This window comes from Streptomyces sp. NPDC057743 (genome assembly GCF_042798755.1).
Taxonomy (GTDB): Bacteria; Actinomycetota; Actinomycetes; order Streptomycetales; family Streptomycetaceae; genus Streptomyces.
Map to the genome: position 1 here is coordinate 18,994 of NZ_JBHVJX010000009.1, position 21,083 is coordinate 40,076.

15 protein-coding genes are annotated in these 21,083 nt (G+C 70.0%); 6 read left to right on the forward strand and 9 right to left on the reverse strand.

Annotated elements, in window-relative coordinates:
• Positions 1 to 224: 224 nt before the first annotated feature.
• Positions 225 to 3,692, forward strand: a complete 3,468-nt coding sequence (locus tag ACFVFQ_RS12345; protein WP_383413171.1) for a GH92 family glycosyl hydrolase — start codon at positions 225 to 227, stop codon at positions 3,690 to 3,692.
• 118 nt (positions 3,693 to 3,810) lie between these two features.
• Here ACFVFQ_RS12345 and ACFVFQ_RS12350 read toward each other — a convergent pair whose 3' ends face one another.
• The 4 genes from ACFVFQ_RS12350 to ACFVFQ_RS12365 form a co-directional block, all read right to left on the reverse strand.
• The gene (locus ACFVFQ_RS12350) at positions 3,811 to 5,178 is read right to left on the reverse strand and encodes a phosphomannomutase/phosphoglucomutase (protein WP_383413174.1); all 1,368 of its coding nucleotides are present in this window, start codon (positions 5,176 to 5,178) and stop codon (positions 3,811 to 3,813) included.
• A gap of 111 nt (positions 5,179 to 5,289) precedes the next feature.
• A complete protein-coding gene (locus tag ACFVFQ_RS12355) occupies positions 5,290 to 6,720 on the reverse strand; it encodes a hypothetical protein (protein ID WP_383413176.1) in 1,431 nt (476 codons plus the stop codon).
• Positions 6,717 to 7,532, reverse strand: a complete 816-nt coding sequence (locus tag ACFVFQ_RS12360; protein ID WP_383413179.1) for a polyprenol monophosphomannose synthase — start codon at positions 7,530 to 7,532, stop codon at positions 6,717 to 6,719. The genes ACFVFQ_RS12355 and ACFVFQ_RS12360 overlap by 4 nt, the downstream gene beginning before the upstream one ends.
• 59 nt (positions 7,533 to 7,591) lie before the next feature.
• The gene (locus ACFVFQ_RS12365; protein ID WP_383413182.1) at positions 7,592 to 8,674 is read right to left on the reverse strand and encodes a sugar phosphate nucleotidyltransferase; all 1,083 of its coding nucleotides are present in this window, start codon (positions 8,672 to 8,674) and stop codon (positions 7,592 to 7,594) included.
• A gap of 115 nt (positions 8,675 to 8,789) precedes the next feature.
• Here ACFVFQ_RS12365 and ACFVFQ_RS12370 point away from each other — a divergent pair, with 115 nt between their 5' ends.
• Positions 8,790 to 9,293 carry a GtrA family protein gene (locus ACFVFQ_RS12370; RefSeq protein ID WP_383413185.1) on the forward strand — a complete coding sequence of 168 codons (504 nt, stop codon included), beginning with the start codon at positions 8,790 to 8,792 and terminating at the stop codon, positions 9,291 to 9,293.
• Between the two features lie 193 nt (positions 9,294 to 9,486).
• Positions 9,487 to 9,753 carry a hypothetical protein gene (locus ACFVFQ_RS12375; RefSeq protein ID WP_383413188.1) on the forward strand — a complete coding sequence of 89 codons (267 nt, stop codon included), beginning with the start codon at positions 9,487 to 9,489 and terminating at the stop codon, positions 9,751 to 9,753.
• A gap of 234 nt (positions 9,754 to 9,987) precedes the next feature.
• Here the strand turns inward: ACFVFQ_RS12375 and acnA are convergent, their stop codons facing one another.
• Complete coding sequence (acnA, locus tag ACFVFQ_RS12380; protein ID WP_383413191.1) at positions 9,988 to 12,702, reverse strand: aconitate hydratase AcnA; 2,715 nt, start codon at positions 12,700 to 12,702, stop codon at positions 9,988 to 9,990.
• A gap of 365 nt (positions 12,703 to 13,067) precedes the next feature.
• On the opposite strand from acnA, the gene sigJ reads away from it, so the two are divergent.
• Entirely contained in the window at positions 13,068 to 14,030 is a 963-nt protein-coding gene (gene sigJ, locus ACFVFQ_RS12385) for an RNA polymerase sigma factor SigJ (RefSeq protein WP_383413193.1), read from the forward strand.
• 160 nt (positions 14,031 to 14,190) lie between these two features.
• Here sigJ and ACFVFQ_RS12390 read toward each other — a convergent pair whose 3' ends face one another.
• Complete coding sequence (locus ACFVFQ_RS12390) at positions 14,191 to 14,550, reverse strand: GntR family transcriptional regulator (protein ID WP_383413196.1); 360 nt, start codon at positions 14,548 to 14,550, stop codon at positions 14,191 to 14,193.
• Between the two features lies 1 nt (position 14,551).
• Positions 14,552 to 15,535, reverse strand: coding sequence for a DUF1648 domain-containing protein (locus ACFVFQ_RS12395; protein ID WP_383413199.1), 984 nt, complete (start codon positions 15,533 to 15,535; stop codon positions 14,552 to 14,554).
• A 92-nt stretch (positions 15,536 to 15,627) separates the two neighbouring features.
• Here ACFVFQ_RS12395 and ACFVFQ_RS12400 point away from each other — a divergent pair, with 92 nt between their 5' ends.
• Positions 15,628 to 17,157, forward strand: a complete 1,530-nt coding sequence (locus ACFVFQ_RS12400; RefSeq protein ID WP_383413202.1) for a helix-turn-helix domain-containing protein — start codon at positions 15,628 to 15,630, stop codon at positions 17,155 to 17,157.
• A 68-nt stretch (positions 17,158 to 17,225) separates the two neighbouring features.
• Here the strand turns inward: ACFVFQ_RS12400 and ACFVFQ_RS12405 are convergent, their stop codons facing one another.
• Both ACFVFQ_RS12405 and ACFVFQ_RS12410 read right to left on the reverse strand, forming a co-directional pair.
• Entirely contained in the window at positions 17,226 to 18,416 is a 1,191-nt protein-coding gene (locus ACFVFQ_RS12405) for a methionine adenosyltransferase (RefSeq protein WP_383413205.1), read from the reverse strand.
• Positions 18,417 to 18,613: 197 nt separating this feature from the next.
• Entirely contained in the window at positions 18,614 to 19,591 is a 978-nt protein-coding gene (locus tag ACFVFQ_RS12410; protein WP_383413208.1) for a radical SAM protein, read from the reverse strand.
• Between the two features lie 398 nt (positions 19,592 to 19,989).
• Between ACFVFQ_RS12410 and ACFVFQ_RS12415 the strand changes: the two genes are divergently transcribed.
• On the forward strand, positions 19,990 to 21,075 hold the full coding sequence (locus ACFVFQ_RS12415; RefSeq protein WP_383413212.1) for a hypothetical protein: 1,086 nt from the start codon (positions 19,990 to 19,992) through the stop codon (positions 21,073 to 21,075).
• Positions 21,076 to 21,083 lie beyond the last annotated feature (8 nt).

The window sequence follows — 21,083 nt, forward strand, 5'->3', positions numbered from 1 at the left end:
CTTCCGGCCGAACAGGCAAGATCGGATACCGAGTTGGCCGGCAGTCTTTCTCTAGTTGAGACCTCACCGGTATGCGTCTTCGACGCCCCGTCCGGGGGCACTGGCGAGGAAAGGGCGCCGGTCGCGGGAGCCGTGCGCGACACGGTCGCCCCCGCGCTCGCCGCACCCTTGACACCCACCCCGGTGCGCACCTTACTTATCTCTGCACTACGCAACTGACAACGATGTCAATCCCGTTGAGAGGGAATCGCGTGCGGCACCGGCACAGATACCGGCACAGTCCACTGCGGGGGATCGCCCGCCCTGCCGCCCTCGTGGCGGCCGCCCTGCTCGCCCTGACCGCGCCGGGCGCGACCGCCCCGGCCCGGGCCGCAACGCCCCAACCGCCGCACACTGCAGCGGAGTTCAGCTCCTCCTTCGAGCCCGGTCAGCCGGCACCGGACTGGACCGACACCGTCGAGACCGGTCCGGACGGCCGCCCGAAGACCTCCGGCGTCACCCCGGAGCAGACGCCCGGCGCCCCCGGGATGGACACCGCGCCCGGCACCGGCCCCGCCGACTCCCCCACCGCGAAACCGCACGCCGGCTTCACCGGCGGCCACGCCCTGCGCTACGCCGGCACCCACACCGCAGCCGGCCGGGCCTACTCGTACAACAAGCTCTTCGCGGTCCACCTGCCCGTCACGCCCACCACCACGCTGTCGTACCGGCTCTTCCCGGAGTTGGCCAAGACCGACCTGGACTACCCCGCCACCCACGTCGCGGTCGACCTGGCCTTCACCGACGGGACGTATCTGAGCGAGCTGGCCGCGACCGACCAGTACGGGGCGCCGCTGACCGCGCAGGGCCAGGCGGCCGCCAAGACGCTCTACGTCAACCAGTGGAACCACCGCGCATCCCGGATCGGCGCGGTCGCCGCCGGCAAGACCGTCGCCCGGATCCTGCTCGCCTACGACGCGCCCCGGGCGCCGCGCACCGCGCCCGCCTTCCGCGGCTGGCTCGACGACCTCGTGATCGCGCCCAAGGCTCCTGAGAAGCCGCTCGCGCACCTCTCCGACTACGCCGTCACCACCCGCGGCACCCTCTCCAGCGGCAGCTTCTCGCGCGGCAACACCTTCCCCGCGACCGCGGTCCCGGGCGGCTTCACGTTCTGGACGCCGGTGACCAACGCCGGCTCCACGGACTGGCTCTACGAGTACGCGCGGAAGAACAACGCCGACAACCTGCCCACCCTCCAGGCGTTCGGCGCCAGTCACGAGCCGAGCCCCTGGATGGGCGACCGGCAGACCTTCCAGGTGATGCCGTCCACCGCCGCCGGCACCCCGGACGCCTCGCGCACCGGGCGCGCGCTGCCCTTCCACCACGAGCGCGAGTCCGCGCGCCCATACCGCTATGCGGTGACCTTCGACAACGGCCTGCGAGCGGAGGTCGCGCCGAGCGACCACGCCGCGATGATGCGGTTCACCTTCCCCGGCCCGGACGCCAACCTGCTCTTCGACAACGTCAACAACAAGGGCGGGCTCACCCTGGACGCCCAACACGGCGTCGTCAGCGGCTACTCCGACGTCCGCAGCGGGCTGTCGGTCGGCGCCACCCGGCTGTTCATCTACGGCGTGGTGGACAAGCCGGTCGCCGCGAGCGGGCGGCTCACGGGTGGCGGGGGCAAGGACGTCACCGGCTATCTGAAGCTCCGACCGGGCGCCGACCGGACCGTGACGCTGCGCCTGGCCACCTCGCTGATCGGCGTCGACCAGGCGAAGGCCAACCTCGCCCGGGAGATCCCCGACGGCACCCCCTTCGCCACCGTCCGGGACCGCGCCCGCGCCCAATGGGACGCCCTCCTGGGCCGCGTCGAGGTGCAGGGCGCCACCCAGGACCAGCGCACCACCCTCTACTCCAACCTCTACCGGCTCTACCTCTACCCCAACTCCGGCTCGGAGCAGGTTGGTTCGCGGGTCCGCTACGCCAGCCCGTTCTCGCCCCCGGCCGGTCCGGACACCCCCACGCACACCGGCGCGAAGATCGTCGACGGCGCGGTGTACGTCAACAACGGCTTCTGGGACACCTATCGCACCACCTGGCCCGCCTACTGTCTGCTCACCCCCGGGCGGGCCGGGAAGATGGTCGACGGCTTCGTCCAGCAGTACAAGGACGGCGGCTGGATCTCCCGTTGGTCCTCGCCCGGTTACGCGGACCTGATGACCGGCACCAGTTCGGACGTCGCGTTCGCCGACGCCTATGTCAAGGGCGTGAAGTTCGACGCCGCCGCGGCCTACGAAGCGGCCGTGAAGAACGCCACCGTCGCCCCGCCCGCCGCCGGCGTCGGCCGCAAGGGCATGACCACCGCGCCGTTCCTCGGCTACACCAGCACCGACACCCGCGAGGGCGCGTCCTGGGCGCTGGAGGGCTACCTCAACGACTTCGGCATCGCCCGCATGGGCCAGGCCCTCTACGCCAAGACCCACAACCCCCGCTACCAGGAGGAGTCGGCGTACTTCCTGGGCCGGGCCCAGAACTACGTCCGGCTCTTCGACGACCGCATCGGCTTCTTCCAGGGCCGGGACGCGGGCGGTGCCTGGCGGCTGCCCCCGGACCGCTTCGACCCCCGGGTCTGGGGCTACGACTACACCGAGACCAACGCCTGGACGTTCGCCTTCGCCGCCCCGCAGGACACCCGCGGGCTCGCCGACCTCTACGGCGGACGGGCCGGCCTGGCCAGGAAGTTGGACGCCTACTTCGGCACCCCGGAGACCGCCGCCAAGCGGTTCGCCGGCTCCTACGGCGACGTCATCCACGAGATGACCGAGGCCCGCGACGTCCGGATGGGCATGTACGGCCACAGCAACCAACCCGCCCACCACATCGCCTACCTCTACGACGCGGCCGGCCAGCCGTACAAGACCCAGGCGAAGGTCCGCGAGGCGCTCTCCCGGCTCTACCTCGGCAGCGAGATCGGCCAGGGGTACCCGGGCGACGAGGACAACGGCGAGATGTCCGCGTGGTACGTCTTCAGCGCCCTGGGGTTCTACCCGTTGGTGATGGGACAGGGCGAATACGCGGTGGGCTCACCGCTGTTCACCAAGGCCGTCGTCCACCTGGAGAACGGCCGCGACCTGGTGATCAACGCGCCCCACAACAGCCCCCGGAACGTCTACGTCCAAGACCTCCGGGTGAACGGCAAACTCTGGAGCTCCACCGCCCTCCCCCACGCCCTCCTCGCCCACGGCGCCACCCTCGACTTCACCATGGGCCCCCGCCCATCCCACTGGGCCAACGGCCCGTCGGCGGGACCCACTTCCCTCACCCAGGGCGACCGGGCACCGTCCCCGCCCACCGATCTGACCGTCCCGGACGGCAGCCCGCTGACCGACGACACTTCCGCCACCTCCACGACGGTCTCCCGCGCGACCTTCACCGTCCCTGCCGGGGCCACCGTCTCCTCGTACACTCTCACCTCGGCGGACCGGTCCCAAGCGCCGACGGGATGGGTACTTGAGGGCTCCAACGACCGTGCGACGTGGGTGGAGTTGGACCGGCGCGCTGGCGAGTCCTTCACCTGGAACAGACAGACGCGCCCCTTCTCCCTCTCCCACCCGGCCAGCTACCGGCACTACCGACTCGCTCTGGACACTCCCGAAGACCAGCACACGTTGTCGGAAATTGAGCTACTGGGAAGCCGCCAGGCCGGTTGACCCGCATCGCCGTTGCGATCCGTGGGGCTCACACGGCGCGCCGGCCGTGTCGGGGCGGCAGCTCTGGCCGCCCCGACACGGTTCCTGCGTACTGGACACTTACCAGGTCGCGGACTGCTTAAGACGTCCGGTCGGGCTCCCGGACCAGGCCCAGCACCTCGTCCCGTAGGGTCGCCATCGACGTCGGGTCGGTGGCCTCGACGTTCAGGCGCAGCAGCGGCTCCGTGTTGGAGGGGCGGAGGTTGAACCAGCGGCCGTCGCCGAAGTCGACGGTCAGACCGTCCATGCGGTCGGTGGTGACCTGGTCGCGGTCACGGTACTCCGCCTCGACGGCGCTGAGCGTGGCGGTGGTGTCGGCGACCCTGGAGTTGATTTCGCCGGAGGCGGCGTAACGGGAGTAGTCGGCGACCAGTTCGGACATCGGGCGGTCCTGTTCGCCGAGGGCGGCCAGGACGTGCAGGGCGGTGAGCATGCCGGTGTCGGCCTTCCAGAAGTCTCGGAAGTAGTAGTGACCGGAGTGCTCACCGCCGAAGACCGCGTCGTGGTCGGCCATCAGCGCCTTCATGAAGGAGTGTCCGACGCGGGAGCGGACGGGGATGCCGCCGTGCTCGCGGATGATCTCCACCGCGGCGGCCGAGGTGATGACGTTGTGGATGATCGCCGAGCCGGGGTTCTTGGCCAGCTCCCGAGCCGCGACCAGGCCGACGATCGCCGAGGGGGAAACGGCCGCGCCGGTCTCGTCAATGAAGAAGCAGCGGTCGGCGTCGCCGTCGAAGGCCAGGCCGATGTCGGCGCCGGACTCCTTGACCAGTGCTTGGAGGTCGAGGAGGTTCTTGGGGTCGAGGGGGTTGGCCTCGTGGTGAGGGAAGGTGCCATCCAGTTCGAAGTAGAGCGGCACCAGGTCGATCGGCAGGCCGTCGAAAACGGCGGGGACGGTGTGTCCGGCCATCCCGTTGCCCGCGTCGACGGCGACCTTCAGACGGCGGATGCCGCCCAGTCCGACCAGGGAGTTCAGGTGGGCCGCGTACTCGGCGAGCAGTTCGCGGCGAACGGTGATGCCGGGTACCGGCGCCGGCTCCGGGATGTCGTCGTTCTCCAGCCAGGCACGGATCTGCGCCAGCCCGGTCTCCTCACCGATCGGGGCGGCGCCGGCCCGGCAGAGCTTGATGCCGTTGTCCCCGGCCGGGTTGTGGCTGGCGGTGATCATCACGCCCGGCAGGTCCAAACTGCCCGAGCAGTAGTACAGGTAGTCGGTGGATCCGAGCCCCGCATCGATCACCTCGGCCCCGGCGCGGTTGGCCCCGGCCGCGAACGCCTCCGCCAACGCCGGCGAGGTGTCGCGCATGTCCCGCGCAGTGACGATCCGTTCGGCACCGGTCAGGCGGATGAACAGAGCACCGGCCTTGGCGGCGATGTCGGTGTTGAGCTCGGAGGGGACTGCGCCGCGGATGTCATACGCCTTGACAAGGCGAGAGTAGTCGGGCATGTGGTGTCTTCCAGGTGTGGAGGTGGTTGAGGTGTGGGGCGTCAAACGGTGCTGACCGCCGTGCCGTTGGGTCGGCCTGGCCGGGACGGGGCAGCAGGGCCGCGGGACCGGTTACGACGCTGAGCGCTCCGGCGAGGGCGAGGCCGCGCGGGAACCGCCGCCGGCCACCCGGACAGTCTCCAGCCCGTCGGCCAGGCGGAGCCCGGGAGTCTCGGCCGAGCCCCCACATCGCCGCCGGACCGCACGTTGAATGGCTACGTCCACCAGAACCGGCAGCCCGGCGGCGACGATCAGCCAAACCGCCGCGTACAGGCGCTCCGCCTGGAAGTAGACAGGGTGGGCGACGACCGTGGCGATGCCCGTGGCGCCCAGTGCGACGACCGTCAGGGCAAGCGGTACGGAGCGCCGCCACAGTCCCCACAGGGCCAACCCCAGCGGGAGGACGAGCAGGGGAGCGAGGGCCTGTTGCTGGGCCCACTGCCACCAGAAGTTGACGTTGAGGTGGGCCAGGTCGTGCCAGGGGGCAGCGACCTCAGGCTTGGTCCAGTGCTTGCTGAAGGTGTCCTGGAGGGTGGCCGAAGTGCCGGGCAGCGCCAGAAGTTTGCTGATCAGCGTGACGGCCGCCACGGTGCCGGCCGACAGGCCGAACAGCCACCAGGTGCCCCGGTGCCGCGTGCGGCGTACGCAGAGAAGCATGGCGCCGGCGGCCAGGGTCATGGTGACCGCGGCCATCTGGGCACTGGAGTACTTCACGCCCGCGGACACCGCCAGCGACGCCGTGTAGACCAGTGCTCCCGTACGGATCCGGCCCTGGAGCAGGCACACCGCGCCGTACAGCATCGACGCCAGCATCGCGAGCAGCGGGCCTTCGGCCAGCGGGAGGGTGCCCCAAGTCGCCAGTGGGGTCGCGTAGTAGAGGACTTGGCCGAGCAGGGCGAGTCCAGGGGAGAGTCCGACTCGGCGCAGGGCGGCGAGAAGGAAGAAGCCGCCGGCAGTGGTGAAGATCAGGGATACCGCGCTCAGCCCGGACTTGGCCCCCATCACGCCGACGAAGGGCGCCGCGAGCAGCGGGTAGAGGGGCCGGGTCTCGAAGATCCGCTCATAGCGCGGGTCGTTGGGCTTGAGCCCCGAGGTCTCGGTGGACTTCATGCACCGCTGGTACGACTTGGGGTCCCGCGGCCCCTTGAACCTCATCTCGTCGAGGAGTTGGGCGCGGTACTTGCGGTTCGCCTCGTCCTTGCAGTACGCCACCAGCGCCTTGTGCTGGGCCTCCGGGCGGGTGTCGCCAAGGTACTCGTACGCCTGGCGGGCGTAGCGGTAGGAGTCGTTGGAGAAGAGCGAGGCCGGGAAGGCGAAGACGTGCAGGACGACGAAGAGCACGGCTACCAGACCGGGCATCGCGAGCCCGGCCAGCCGGCGGTCCACGCGGCGGTGCCGGGACCGTCGCCGGTCGACGGACGGCCGGTCCGGCGCCGGGGGCGCGGCCCGGCTGGGCTCCCGGTCCTCGACCCAGTCGGGTATGTGCTCGGTTTCGACGCTCACCGGCCGGCCCTCTGCCGGGGGGTGCTCAGGGAGCCGAACCGGATGCGCCAGGGCATGATCGCGGACTCGACCTGTACCGCCATCGACATCTTGGAAGCACCGATCTGGCGCTCCTCGAAGTGGATGGGTATCTCCAGAGCGGTGAACCCGTTGCGGACTGCCTGGTACTTCAGCTCGACCTGGAAGCTGTAACCGCTGGAGCGGACCTCGTCCAGGCGGGCGGCGCGGACCGCGTCCGCGCGCCACAGCACGAACCCGGCGGTGGTGTCCCGCAGCCCGGTCCGCAGCACGCCGCTGACGTAACGGTTCGCCCAACGGGAGAGCAGCCTGCGGTGCAGACCCCACTCGGGGGCAAGCCGCCCGCCGCAGACATAACGGCTGCCGATGACCAGCCCCGCGCCGGCGGACAGCGCACCGCCCAGCAACTGCGGCACGTACTCGACGGGGTGGCTGCCGTCCGCGTCCATCTGCAGGACGTACTCAGCGCCGTCCTCGACGGCCCTGTTCATGCCGGCCGCGTACGCCTTGCCCAGTCCCTCCTTCGCGGTGCGGTGCAGTACGTCGACGCGGCCCGGGTACTGCTCGGCGAGCCGCTCGGCGACCTGACCGGTGCCGTCGGGGCTGTTGTCGTCAACGACCAGAAGCCGCAGGCCCTCCAGGCCGAGGTCCATCAGGTCCTTGGTCATACGGGGCAGGTTCTCGGCCTCGTTGTAGGTCGGCATCACGACGGTCAGGGCGGTGCGGGCCCAGGCGTCGGGGAGGCTGGCGGTGTCGCGCGCGGGGCGCGGGGCGGCAGCGGAGGGGGAAGGCACTGGCTTGTTGCTTTCGTTGAAGGCGGGGGATGGCTGGGGCTCGGTGCGGGCGGCCTGTCTCAGCAGTCGGCGGAGAAGCGCACCGAGACGTCCGGCAGGTGCGTTTCGCACCACACCCGCACTCCGTTGCGCAGTTCGTTGTCCGCACCGACCACGGCTCCGTCACCGACCACGGCTCCGTCGACGATCGTGCGCGGGCCGATCCGGGCACTCGCGCCGATGAGGCTTGCGCCGATCCACGCGCCTTCCTCGACACGCGCGCCGTCGAGGAGGATCGACCCCTCGACCACGGCGCCCGGAGCCACCTCGGCGCCTGCGCCCACGACCGTGCCGCCCCCGAGCTTGGCCCCGTCGGCGACCTTTGCCCCGGGCAGCACCAGGTACTCGTCGGGCACACCGGGCAGGGCAGCCGAGCGAACCACTCCACGCACGAGGTCCGCAGATGCCTGGACGAAGGCGTCGGGACGGCCGAGGTCCAGCCAGTAGGTGCGGTCGACGACGCCCAGCAGATGGGCCCCGTCGGCCAGCAGGCCGGGGAAGACCTCGCGCTCCACGGAGACCGCCCGGCCAGCGGGGATGGCATCGATCACATCCCGGCGGAACACGTAACACCCGGCGTTGATCTGGTCGGTGACGATCTCGTCGGGGGTGGTGGGCTTCTCGGTGAAGGCGAGCACCCGGCCGGCGCTGTCGGTGGGCACCAATCCGAAGGCGCGCGGGTCTTCGACTCGGGTCAGGTGGAGGGTGACCGCCGCTTGGGCCGCTTGGTGCCGGCGCACCAGGTCAGCGGTGTCGAGACCGGTGAGGATGTCACCGTTCAGGACAAGCACGGGATCGGCCGGGCCGGACTCCAGGGCGTCGGCGGCGGATCGAATGGCCCCGCCCGTGCCCAGCGGCTCCTTCTCGGTGATGTAGGTCAGCCGCATTCCGAGCGCCGCGCCGTCACCGAAGTACGGCTCGAAGACCTCGGCCAGGTAGGACGTGGCCAGCACCACGTGATCCACCCCGGCCTCCTTCAGGCGGGCCAGCTGATGTGCCAGGAATGGCACACCGGCCGCCGGAACCATCGGCTTCGGGGTGTTCATCGTCAGCGGTCGCAGGCGCGTCCCCTTGCCGCCTACGAGCAGTACCGCTTCCGTCACTCGCCACTCCTCATGACATACGTTAACGTCACAATGGTTTCACCAACCTTTGCGCTCTTTTTACAGTAAATCGATCAAGTACAGCAAATCGCCCTTAAGTAGCAAGTAAGGCCACATGAGATCCACCTCCTCCACACACACTCGCGCCGGCGCACGACTGCGCCGCCTGATCGGCGAACTGGCAAAGTTCGGCGCGGTGGGCGGACTCGGCGTCCTGGTCAATCTGGGCGTCTTCAACCTGTGCCGGGCAGTGACCGACCTCGCGGTGGTTCGATGCAGCGTCATAGCCACCGTCGTCGCCATCGCCTTCAACTACCTGGGGCTGCGGTACTTCACCTACCGCGACCGCCAAAACGGCGGCCGGACAAGGGAGTTGACGCTGTTCGCCGCATTCAGCGCGGTCGGCCTGGTCATCGAGAACGGCGTGCTCTACACGGCGACCTACGCCCTGGACTGGAACAGCCCGCTTCAGAACAACATCTTCAAGTTCCTCGGCATTGGCATCGCCACACTGTTCCGCTTCTGGACCTACCGCACCCTGGTGTTCAAGCTCCCCGCTCCAGCGGAGCCAGCCCGGCTGCCAACTCCCCGAAGGGAGACGGCAGATCAGCTGAGGTGAGGAGAGCCGGAACCTGACGGTCGCCACCGCCGCAGGCACCTGGGACTGCCACAAACGCCCCGGCGACCACGATCCCCGTCCCGCAGCCGATGTGAAGTTGGCACTGACTGCGGGCGGGACAGGAGGAAAGATCCGGTCCTCGTCCGAGAGGAATGAGGACCGGATCCTTCGCTGTCTGGACGGCCTCGGGAAGTTGATCCAGAAGGCTGCGACCACCGCCCGCACGGCGAACTACGCGGCCAACCAAGCGTACGATTCCGCCCGTCGCGCGGTCGCCTCGGCCAACTCCGCGCAGACCTCCGCAGCCAAGGCCAAGGCCGCATCCATCCACGCGGGTCAGGACGCGAGCTCGTATGCCAGCACGTGGCTGGGGACGCTGAGCCTGGTCGCCATGGGCTTGGGCGCGGTCTCACTGGTCACCGGCCCCGGTGCCGCGGGAATCCTCGGGGGTGGGTCGTAATCTCTGGCGGGGCATCCAGGGGCTGCTGGGGTTCCGGAGTCAACGACGTGCGCCCCGAGGGAAGGGCGACACCCCCGAACCCGCCCCCTCCCACGACCGCAGCGGCGTGCCAAGCCGATCTCCTGACCGGCTCGGCGGCACTGCCAACGGCAGAGAGCGCGAGGGCCGCACCCCCCTTTCGGGGAGTGCGGCCCTCGTCTACTGCCGTGGCGTAGCGCTTACTTGCGGCTGTGCTTACTTGCGGATGAGGTTGCGCAGCACGTACTGCATGATGCCGCCGTTGCGGTAGTAGTCCGCCTCGCCGGGGGTGTCGATGCGGACCACCGCGTCGAACTCCACGCCGGTGTCGGTGGTGACCTTCACCGTGCGGGGGGGGGTGCCGTTGTTCAGCTCGGTGACACCGGCGATGGAGAAGCTCTCCTCACCGGTGAGGCCGAGGGACTGCGCCGTGGCGCCCTCGGGGAACTGGAGCGGCAGCACGCCCATGCCGATCAGGTTGGAGCGGTGGATGCGCTCGTAGGACTCGGCGATGACGGCCTTGACGCCGAGCAGCGCGGTGCCCTTGGCCGCCCAGTCGCGGGACGAGCCGGAGCCGTACTCCTTGCCGGCCAGGACGACCAGCGGGATGCCGGCGGCCTGGTAGTTCTGCGAGGCGTCGTAGATGAAGGAGACGGGGGCGTCCGCCTTCGTGAAGTCGCGGGTGTAGCCGCCCTCGGTGCCCGGCGCGATCTGGTTGCGCAGGCGGATGTTGGCGAACGTACCGCGGATCATCACCTCGTGGTTGCCGCGGCGGGAACCGTAGGAGTTGAAGTCGCGGCGCTCCACGCCGTGCTCGGTCAGGTACTGACCGGCCGGGGTGTCGGCCTTGATCGCACCGGCCGGGGAGATGTGGTCGGTGGTGACCGAGTCGCCCAGCTTGGCCAGCACGCGGGCACCGGCGATGTCCTGCACCGGCGCCGGCTCCATCTGCATGCCCTCGAAGTACGGGGGCTTGCGGACGTAGGTGGACTCGGTGTCCCACTCGAAGGTGTTGCCGGTCGGGATCGGCAGCGCCTGCCACTGGGCGTCGCCGGCGAAGACGTCGCTGTAGGACTTGTTGAACATGTCCTCGCCGATGGCGTTGGCGACGACGTCGTTGACCTCGGCCTCGGTCGGCCAAATGTCCTTCAGGTAGACCGGGTTGCCGTCCTGGTCGGTGCCCAGGGCCGCCTTGGTGATGTCCACCTTCATGGAGCCCGCGAGGGCGTAGGCGACGACCAGCGGCGGGGACGCCAGGTAGTTCATCTTGACGTCGGGGTTGATCCGGCCCTCGAAGTTGCGGTTGCCGGAGAGGACCGACGTCACGGCCAGGTCGTGGTCGTTGACGGCCTTGGAGACCTCCTCCGGCAGCGGGCCGGAGTTGCCGATGCAGGTGGTGCAGCCGTAACCGACGAGGTTGAAGCCGACCTTGTCGAGGTAGGGGGTCAGACCCGCCTTGTCGAAGTAGTCGGTGACGACCTTCGAGCCCGGGGCGAGGGTGGTCTTGACCCACGGCTTGCGGGTCAGGCCCTTCTCGACCGCCTTCTTGGCCACCAGCGCGGCGGCGACCATGACGTACGGGTTCGAGGTGTTGGTGCAGGAGGTGATGGCCGCGACGGTGACCGCGCCGTGGTCCAGCTCGTAGCTGGAGCCGTCGGGGGCGGTGACGGTGACCGGGTTGGACGGCACGCCGTCGACGGAGGCCGGGGCGTCGGAGGCCGGGAAGGACTCCTCGCCCGCCTCGTCGGCGGTGGAGACGTAGTTGAGGACGTCGCGCTCGAACTGCTCGGCGGCGTTGGCCAGCACGATGCGGTCCTGCGGGCGCTTGGGACCGGCGATCGACGGGACGACCGTGGCGAGGTCCAGCTCCAGCTTCTCGGAGAAGTCCGGCTCGGCGGCCGGGTCCAGCCAGAGGCCCTGCTCCTTGGCGTACGCCTCGACGAGCGCGACCTGCTGCTCGCTGCGGCCGGTCAGCTTCAGGTAGTTGAGGGTCTCGTCGTCGATCGGGAAGATCGCGGCGGTGGAGCCGAACTCCGGCGACATGTTGCCGATGGTGGCGCGGTTGGCCAGCGAGGTGGCGGCCACGCCCTCGCCGTAGAACTCCACGAACTTGCCGACGACACCGTGCTTGCGCAGCATCTCGGTGATGGTCAGCACCAGGTCGGTGGCGGTGGTGCCGGGCTGCAGCTCGCCGGTCAGCTTGAAGCCGACCACGCGCGGGATCAGCATCGAGACCGGCTGGCCGAGCATCGCGGCCTCGGCCTCGATGCCGCCGACGCCCCAACCCAGCACGCCCAGGCCGTTGACCATGGTGGTGTGCGAGTCGGTGCCGACGAGGGTGTCCGGGTACGCCTGGCCGCCTCGGACCATGACCGTGCGCGCCAGGTGCTCGATGTTGACCTGGTGGACGATGCCGGTGCCGGGCGGGACGACCTTGAACTCGTCGAAGGCGGTCTGGCCCCAGCGCAGGAACTGGTAGCGCTCGCGGTTGCGGCCGTACTCCAGCTCGACGTTCTGACCGAACGCGTCCTTGGTACCGAACTTGTCGGCGATGACGGAGTGGTCGATGACCAGCTCGGCCGGCGCCAGCGGGTTGATCTTCGCCGGGTCGCCGCCCAGCTCCTTCACGGCCTCACGCATGGTCGCGAGGTCCACGACGCAGGGGACGCCGGTGAAGTCCTGCATGATCACGCGGGCCGGCGTGAACTGGATCTCCTGGCTGGGCTGGGCCTGGGAGTCCCAGTTGCCGAGCGCACGAATGTGATCGGCGGTGATGTTGGCGCCGTCCTCGGTGCGGAGCAGGTTCTCCAGCAGCACCTTGAGGCTGTAGGGCAGACGGGCGGAGCCCTCCACCTTGTCCAGCCGGAAGATCTCGTACGACTCGTCGCCCACCTGCAGCGTGCTGCGGGCGTCGAAGCTGTTCGCCGACACGACAGTCTCCTTCAATGATTTCTCGCGTACCACCGCAATCCTGCCGTCACGGGTTCATCGCCGATCCGCTAAGGTGAACCTAAGTTAGGTATGCCTCACTAGTACGGCAGCAGTACGCCTCTCGGCAGATATCTCGATGTCGAGATAACTCTAGTACATCGCTGCTGCCGGGTCATGCCCTGGCCGCCCCGACCGCGCCGTCTCGCCTCCCCCGCCGCCGGCCGCACGGCCCCGACCCGGCACGACGCCGTCGCGCGTCACATCCGCGCCCCCTCCCCCGTCGTCCCCATGGGGCGCGGCGCGAGAATCGGCCGCGCACGGGGCACGCCAGGTGGGCCGACGCCCCGCGACGGAGGAGCACAGCGATGAGCGAAGAGCGCACCGGGCCAACCGCCGGCGACGGGCCGGGGGAGGTGGGACGGGACATCCGGGCGGAAGGGGATCGCCAGGAGTGGCTGGCCGCCCGCTTCGAGGAGGAGCGCGGTCAACTGCGCGCGGTCGCCTACCGGATGCTCGGCTCGCTCAGCGAGGCGGACGACGCGGTCCAGGAGGCGTGGCTGCGGCTGAGCCGGTCCGGGGCGCACGGGGTGGAGAACCTCGGCGGGTGGCTGACGACGGTCGTGGGCCGGGTGTGCCTGGACCAGCTCCGCACCCGGCGGGCGCGGCGCGAGGACCCGCTCGAACCGGCGGTGTACGTGCCCGAGCCGGTGATCGGCCCGACGGCCGGCGTCGACCCGGAGCAGGAGGCGCTGCTGGCGGACTCGGTGGGCCTGGCGCTGCTGGTCGTCCTGGAGGCGCTGTCGCCGGCGGAACGGCTCGCCTTCGTCCTGCACGACATGTTCGCCGTCCCCTTCGACGAGATCGCCCCGATCGTCGGCCGCACCCCGACCGCCGCCCGGCAACTCGCCAGCCGGGCCCGCCGCCGCGTCCAGGACACCGCGCCACCCCTGGACACCGATCCGGCCCGCCAGCACGAGGTGGTCGACGCCTTCCTCGCCGCCTCCCGCGCCGGCGACTTCGAGGGCCTGCTGGCCGTCCTGGACCCGGAGGTGGTGCTGCGCGCCGACGGCGGCACCGCGGCACGGGGCGCGACCAAGCTGGTCCGCGGCGCCGCCGCGGTCGTCGAACAGGCCCTGTTCTACGCCCAGTTCGTGCCGGCCGGGCGCCCGGCCCTGGTCAACGGGGCGCCGGGCCTGGTCACGCTGCGAAACGGCCGCCCGTTCTCGGTGATGGGCTTCACGGTGGCGCACGGGAAGATCGTGCAGATCGACGTCCTGGCCGACCCGGTGCGGCTGGCGAGGTTGGACCTGTCGGGCCTGGAGGGGTGAGGTGGGGCGGTGAGGCCACGGGCGGTTCGGGGCGCGGACGGCTGAGGGGGCGTCGGGCGCCTGCTCGCCGGACGGTGACGCCCCGGCCGAAACGCGCCGGTCTCGCTCCGCCCCACCAACCCACCACCCCAACGCCCCACCACCGCCGAGGCGTTGGCGCCTACCCCCCGTCCAACCCCAACCGCACCACCCGCACGATCTCCTCGTCCGTGAGGCCCAGGTCTCGGGCCTCGGCGATGAGGCGTTCGGTGGTCTCACCGAGGCGGGCCCGGGCCGGGGAGGCCGCTCCGGTGACCACCGCGCCCCGGCCGCGGCGGAGTTCGATCAGGCCCTGCTCCTTCAGCCGCTGGTAGCCACGCAGCACGGTGTGGACGTTGACGCCGAGGGAGGCGGCGAGCGCGCGGGCGGCGGGCAGCCGTTCGCCGGCGCGGACCGAGCCGTCGGCGATGGCGCCGCGGACCGAGCCGGCGATCTGGTCGCCGAGCGGCACGGATGAGCCGGGGTCGACGCGGAACAGCACGTCAGCCTCCTTCGCCGGAACGCCGGCGGTCCAGATAGGTGTTGAGCAGGGCGGCGGCAGTGGCCGAGTCGTCGACGGTGACCACGAACTCCCGGCCGCTAGTGAGCCGCAGCACCACACCCTCCCCCGAACGGAGCAACAGGCCGCTGCCGCCGGGCCGGATGCGGTACCCCCAGCCACCGTACTCGGCGAGCGTCGAGATCTGACGGCTGGTGGCCTCGGTGACCTCGCCGAGCGGTATGCGGTGCAGCGGCACCGGCAGCAGCGTCGGGGTCAGGGTCAGCCCGCGCCGGTCGACGGTCACCCGCATGGAGCAGTGGACCGCGACCGCCAGTCCTCCGAGGACCATGGCGACGCCGGCACCCCAGCCGCTGGATGCCCCCAACACGATCCCGGCGCACGCCATGACGCCCGCCGTCGCGGCCAGCGGCAGCGAGCTGATGGTGCGGGTCCAGCCGGCGCGGGTGCCGGCGGGTAGGTGGAGGCGGTGCGCGGTGCCGGCCTCCGGGCGGGGCGGCTCCGGGTCGGCCCCGGCCAGCAACCAGCCCAGCCCGCCGACGGCCACGCCCACCGTCAGGGCCACGGCGAGCTGCCAGCCCGACAGTCGGACCCCGGTGGGGTCGGCGCCGGCGTTGCGGACCAGGGTCACCACGCCGAGGTAGCCGAGGAGCGCGGCGGTGAAGGAGCCCGTCGCAATGGTCCAGCGCACGCTGCGCGCGGGCAGCCCCCGTTGGACGAGCAGGACGGTGCCGGCCCCCAGGGCGAGCAGCGGCAGCAGGCACGCCAACAGGAGGCCCTGGGGCGAGGAGTAGCCGTCGGGCCGGCCGTTGAAGGCGAAGTGGGTGGCCAGCCGTTCGGGCAGCCGGCCGGCGAGCAGGGCGTAACAGCCACCGAGCAGCACGGTGGCAAGGATGAACGGCAAGGCGGCGATCCAGCCCCGTTGGCGGGCGTTGGCCGGTGGGCCGGACGGCGTGGATCGGTTCATGGCAACCTTCATGGCGACCTCCAGTTGTTTGCATAGTAGTAGAACAACTGGCGATGGACGCATGCATCTCATATCTGAGATACGGTCACCCCATGGCAGACGACTACCTCGTACGCATCGGCAGGCTCATCCGTGACGCACGGCAGCACCGTGGCTGGACACAGACGCAGCTCGCCGACGCGCTGGGCACCAGTCAGAGTGCGGTCAACCGCATCGAGCGTGGGAACCAGAACATCAGCCTTGAGATGATCGCCCGCATCGGCGAGGCCCTGGACAGCGAAATCGTCTCGCTCGGGTACGCCGGGCCGATGCATCTGCGGGTGGTCGGCGGGCGCCGGCTGTCCGGCAGCATCGACGTCAAGACGAGCAAGAACGCCTGCGTGGCGCTGCTGTGCGCGACGCTGCTCAACGCCGGACGGACAACTCTGCGCCGGGTGGCCCGTATTGAGGAGGTCTACCGGATCCTGGAGGTGCTGGGCAGCATCGGCGTCCGCACCCGCTGGATCAACGACGGCAACGACCTGGAGGTCGTCCCGCCGGCCCAACTCGACCTGGCCGCCATGGACATGGAGGCGGCGCGCCGGACCCGCAGCGTCATCATGTTCCTCGGGCCGCTGCTGCACCGGATGGACCACTTCAAGCTGCCGTACGCCGGCGGCTGCGACCTCGGCACCCGGACCGTCACGCCGCACATGACCGCGCTGCGCCACTTCGGCCTGGAGATCACCGCGACCGACGGTACCTACCTCGCCGAGGTCGACCGCAGCGTCGCCCCCAAGCGCGCCATCGTGCTGACCGAACGCGGTGACACCGTCACCGAGAACGCCCTGCTGGCCGCGGCCCGGCACGACGGCGTCACGGTCATCCGCAACGCCTCCTCCAACTACATGGTCCAGGACCTCTGCTTCTTCCTGGAGGAGTTGGGCGTGCGGGTCGACGGCATCGGCACCACCACGCTCACCGTCCACGGCGTCGCGAAGATCGACCGCGATGTGGACTACGCGCCGTCCGAGGACCCGGTCGAGGCGATGAGCCTGCTCGCGGCCGCGGTGGTCACCGAATCGGAACTGACCATCCGTCGGGTCCCGGTGGAGTTCCTGGAGATCGAGCTGGCCGTCCTGGAGGAGATGGGGCTGGACCACGAGCGCAGCGCGGAGTACCACGCCGACAACGGCCGCACCCGGCTCATCGACCTGACGGTCCGCCCCTCCAAGCTCCAGGCCCCGTTGGACAAGATCCACCCGATGCCCTTCCCGGGCCTGAACATCGACAACGTCCCGTTCTTCGCCGCCATCGCGGCCAGCGCCCAGGGCCAGACCCTGATCCACGACTGGGTCTACGACAACCGCGCGATCTACCTCACCGACCTCAACCGGCTGGGCGCCCAGGTCAAACTGCTCGACCCGCACCGCGTCCTGGTCGACGGCCCCACCCGCTGGCGCTCCGCGGAAATGATGTGCCCCCCGGCGCTCCGCCCCGCCGTGGTCGTCCTGCTCGCCATGATGGCCGCCGAGGGCACCTCGGTCCTCCGCAACGTCTACGTCATCAACCGCGGCTACGAGGACCTCGCCGAACGCCTCAACTCGATCGGCGCCCAGATCGAGATCTTCCGGGATATCTAACCCATAACACCCGGCTCCCCGCGGGCCGTTGAGGGGCTTGGGGAGCCGGGTGAGGGGGCCGGGGGTGGTCAGGCCAGCAGGACGCCCTGGTTGACGAGTTCGTCGGTGAGGGTGGGGAAGGCGTCCAGGTATTCCATGACGATGGCCTGGATCTTGTCGGTCTGGATGTCGGTGTCGGCGGTCCGGACCAGGACGCGCCAGGGGCGGTCCAGGCGCTGGCCGGTGGCGCTGACCAGGTGGACCTCGGTGTAGGAACCGGTCTCCTCTGCCAGGCGGTTGGCGAGGCGGGTCGCGGCGAGGTTGTAGAGCTTGCCGACGTGGTAGACCGGGTTCTTGCCGCTCGCGCCCTCCATGTTCATCGGGCGCAGCGGGGTGATGAGGCCGTTGACGCGGTTGCCGCGGCCGACCACGCCCTCGTCGCCGGACTCGATCGAGCTGCCGGTGTAGGTCAGGTACAGCTCGTCCTTCTCCGGGATGTCGCGCACGTTGATGCGGAAGCGCACGGTCATCTCCGGCAGCAGCCGGTCCGCGAGCTTCCGGCACTCGGCCAGCACGACGTCCTTGTTGGCGAGGTACTCCTCGCGGTTGGCGACGAAGCGGGACTTCTGCGGGACGCAGAGCACGACGTCGACCTCGTCGCCGTCGGCGTAGCCCATGAGCTTGACGTCCGAGCCGCACCAGGGGTGGGCGCGGGTGAACTCGCTGTCGCCGGAGAGGTGGTCCACCAGCTCGCGGACGAAGGACTCGAAGGCGTTGGTGGGGCCCCAACCGGTGCCGAGCGAGGTGTCGTTGGCCACCAGGACCCGGCGCTCGCGCAGGTCCTCGACGGAGCTGGGTGCGAACCAGCGGGTGCGCTCGCCGGTGTTGGCGTCGGTGACGACGGCACCGGGGCTGGAGTTGCTGGTGATGTTGAACTCGATGCTCAGCTTGCCGCCGAGCTCGGGCAGGCGCTCGTCGAAGAAGGCCCGTACGGTGTCCTCGATCAGCCGGTGGACCGGGATCTCCTCGCCGCCGCAGGCGTAGGCGGCCCGGCCGTTGACCAGCACCCGGACCGGGTCGCGCATCTCGCCGCCGCCGTACCGGACTTCGCTGGCCCCGCCGAGCAGCGCCAGCTTGTCGAAGTTGTGGTGCAGCACGGCGCCGAACCGCTCGCGGGTGTAGTGGCTGTAGACCTGCGAGAGGCGCTCGGCGAGGTGGTCGGAGAGCGTGTCGGGGTGGCCGAGCCCCTTGCGCTCGACCATGGAAACGCGGCTGGGCACACAGCCCCCCAGCTCGATGACAACGTTGCTGCCGTCGATTTCATTCGTGGTGCGGAGCAAGGCAGTTCTCCCAGAGTTCGAAGGAGGATGTGTCGACTACGCTGAAATGCGCCCAGGATGGAATGCGTTTGACGGGGCGAATCGCCTTAGGGAGCCGGTCAGTTCACCCGGCAAGTAATGGTCGGTCTCGCGGTGCGTTACGAAGTGCCCGCGGATTCGTATTCGATGCTCTCCATGGCCTGGCAGTCCGTCCAGCAGATCGCGCAGTTGTCCTTGCCGATTTTGTCGCGGCTGTCCTGCGCCTGCTGGCTGTTCCAGACCGGGAGGATATCGAGGTCGTGGTCCTTGACGTTGCCGAGGACGTCTTCGGTCATGGTGACGCAGGGCGCCACTCCGCCGTAGGGGTCGACCCACATCGAGGCGAACATCGCATAGCAGGGGAGAATCATCCGACCGGGTTCGGTGACGCTCTGCGGAATCTTCTCGATGAACGGGAGCGTGCGCTTGAAGTCGTACTTCTCGCGCAGCTCGTTCACGGTCCGCACCAGCTTGTCGCGGTTCTCGACGTTGTTCTCCTGGGCGTAATAGTGCCCGGAGGCCACCGGCCGGAAGGTGAAGTCGTCGGGCTCGCGGATCAGCCCGCTCTCCAGGGCGTACGCCATGAGGTCGGGCAGCTCGTCGACGTTGGAGTCCATGATCGTGAAGCTGATCTGCTGGTTGAGCTGGGGATACCGCTCGCGCAGCTTGCCGAGGCCGCGAAGGAGCCGTTCGGCGCGGTCGAAGCCCTTCTTGACCCCGCGGATCTCGGCGTAGGTATCGGCGAAGCCGTCCAGCGAGACGCTGACCACGAACAGCGAGTCGGCGGGCGCCTGGGCCAGCACGGACTCCACCATGCCGAGGATGCGCACCGGTTGGAGCGCATTGGTGGTCACCGCGGTGAAACCGGTCCGTCTGACGATGAGGGACAGTAGGTCCACCACCCCTTCCTTGAGGAAGGGTTCACCTCCGGTGATGTCGATGGACGTCACGCCGTGGTCGATGGCCCGGTCCACGACCCGAAACCATTCCGCACCCGTGAGTTCCTCGTGATAGAGCCCCTTGTTCTGCCGGTAGATCTCCCAGATCGAGCACATCGTGCACCGGGAGTTGCACAGATTGGTGATCTGGACACTCATGCGTTTGGGCACCGGACGGGGCAGGCCGACAATGCGAAGCTCCCGCACTTTCGCCGCGAGTGGATCCGTCATGTCGCCGACACTACCTACCGCCGGTATAACTGCGGTATAGCGGTGGGATATCGGCGGTATACCCTCGCAATACCCTTGGTATAGCCGGACTTTGAGCCACCATCCGGCGCTTGACATAAGCATCGGCGATCTGTCGAGAATTACCGTGCGCTCCTCGACGAATAACCGCACCGCCCGCCGCGGCGACGCCTTTGCCGGCGGCGCGGGCCGGTATCGCATCGAGGCCACCGTCAAGTCCGTGATGTCGCAGGGCCCGCCGGCCGCCGGCGGCGTCCTGTCTGGCTCGCCCCGGCCGACGCACCGGCCGGGCCGGAGAGAGAGCGGTAATGGAAACTCACACCAGCGCGTTGCGCCGCTGGCTGCTGGACCGTCCGCAGATCACCCGTGGCCCGCACGCCGGCGGCGTCGTCGGCGGGCGCGGCGCCAGCACCGCGGGCGAGTACGTCTATCCGGAGATCACCGGCTACTACCTGAGTTGGCTGGCGTTCGTCGCGGAGAGCGAGCCGGACACCGACGAGGACATCGCGCAGCGGTACGGCGCGGCCGCCTACTGGCTCCAGCGGGAACTCGGGCGCCCCGGCGGGCCCCGTACGCGCGACTACCTCGGCCCCAGCGCCGAGCCGGACGTCGACTGGCGCAACGCCGCGCTGTTCGCCTTCGACCTCGGTATGGTCCACCGCGGCCTCGCCGCCACCGGGGCGCCGGACCTGCCGGCCGTCCGGCGCGCCCGCGCCGACACCGCCGCGCTGCTGGACTCCCTGCGGGACGCCGACGGATCCTGGCTCTCCTGCCTACCGCACGCCAACGCCGGTGCGCTGCCGGACCGTTGGTCGACCGTGCCCGGGCCGCATCTGCTCAAGGTCGCCGGCGGCGCCCTCGCGCTGGCCGGCCCGGGCGAGGACTCCACGACGGTGCGGGCCGCGCGGGCGACGCTGGCCCGGCACGCACCCGGCCTGAAGGGGCGACTGCCGGCGATGAGCCACCCGGCGCTGTACGCGCTGGAGGGCCTGCTCCAGGCCGAGGTGGCCGGGCACTCCGAGTACCACGACGAACTCCTGCACGGCTACCACGAGTTGCTCGACCACGCGGTGGGCGGGGTGCTGCACGAGGCGGCCGCTGACCCGTCCAGCCGGGTGCGCAGCGATGTGCTGGCGCAGGCACTCCGGGTGGGCGCGGTGCTCGCCGGGCGGGGCGAACTCGACGGGCGGCACGCCGACCGCCTCGACGAGATCGCCCGAGTCCTGATCAGCCACGTCGACCCGCACGGCGGGACGTGGTTCGACCGGACCGGCAACGCCGGGGCCCGTTACAACACCTGGTGCGCCATGTTCGCCCACCAGGCGCTCGCCTACTTCGACCGCATCAAGGCGGGCCAAACGATTCCCGAGAACTGGATCCGCCTGCTCGTCTGACCGACCGG

What these genes read in the sequence shown, in the direction of transcription:
- ACFVFQ_RS12395 (WP_383413199.1), bottom strand. Translation starts at nt 15,535, where the DNA reads ATGAACCGATCCACGCCGTCCGGCCCACCGGCCAACGCCCGCCAACGG.
- ACFVFQ_RS12415 (WP_383413212.1), top strand. Translation starts at nt 19,990, where the DNA reads ATGGAAACTCACACCAGCGCGTTGCGCCGCTGGCTGCTGGACCGTCCG.
- ACFVFQ_RS12350 (WP_383413174.1), bottom strand. Translation starts at nt 5,178, where the DNA reads ATGCCCGACTACTCTCGCCTTGTCAAGGCGTATGACATCCGCGGCGCA.
- ACFVFQ_RS12370 (WP_383413185.1), top strand. Translation starts at nt 8,790, where the DNA reads ATGAGATCCACCTCCTCCACACACACTCGCGCCGGCGCACGACTGCGC.
- ACFVFQ_RS12400 (WP_383413202.1), top strand. Translation starts at nt 15,628, where the DNA reads ATGGCAGACGACTACCTCGTACGCATCGGCAGGCTCATCCGTGACGCA.
- ACFVFQ_RS12410 (WP_383413208.1), bottom strand. Translation starts at nt 19,591, where the DNA reads ATGAGTGTCCAGATCACCAATCTGTGCAACTCCCGGTGCACGATGTGC.
- ACFVFQ_RS12345 (WP_383413171.1), top strand. Translation starts at nt 225, where the DNA reads ATGTCAATCCCGTTGAGAGGGAATCGCGTGCGGCACCGGCACAGATAC.
- sigJ (WP_383413193.1), top strand. Translation starts at nt 13,068, where the DNA reads ATGAGCGAAGAGCGCACCGGGCCAACCGCCGGCGACGGGCCGGGGGAG.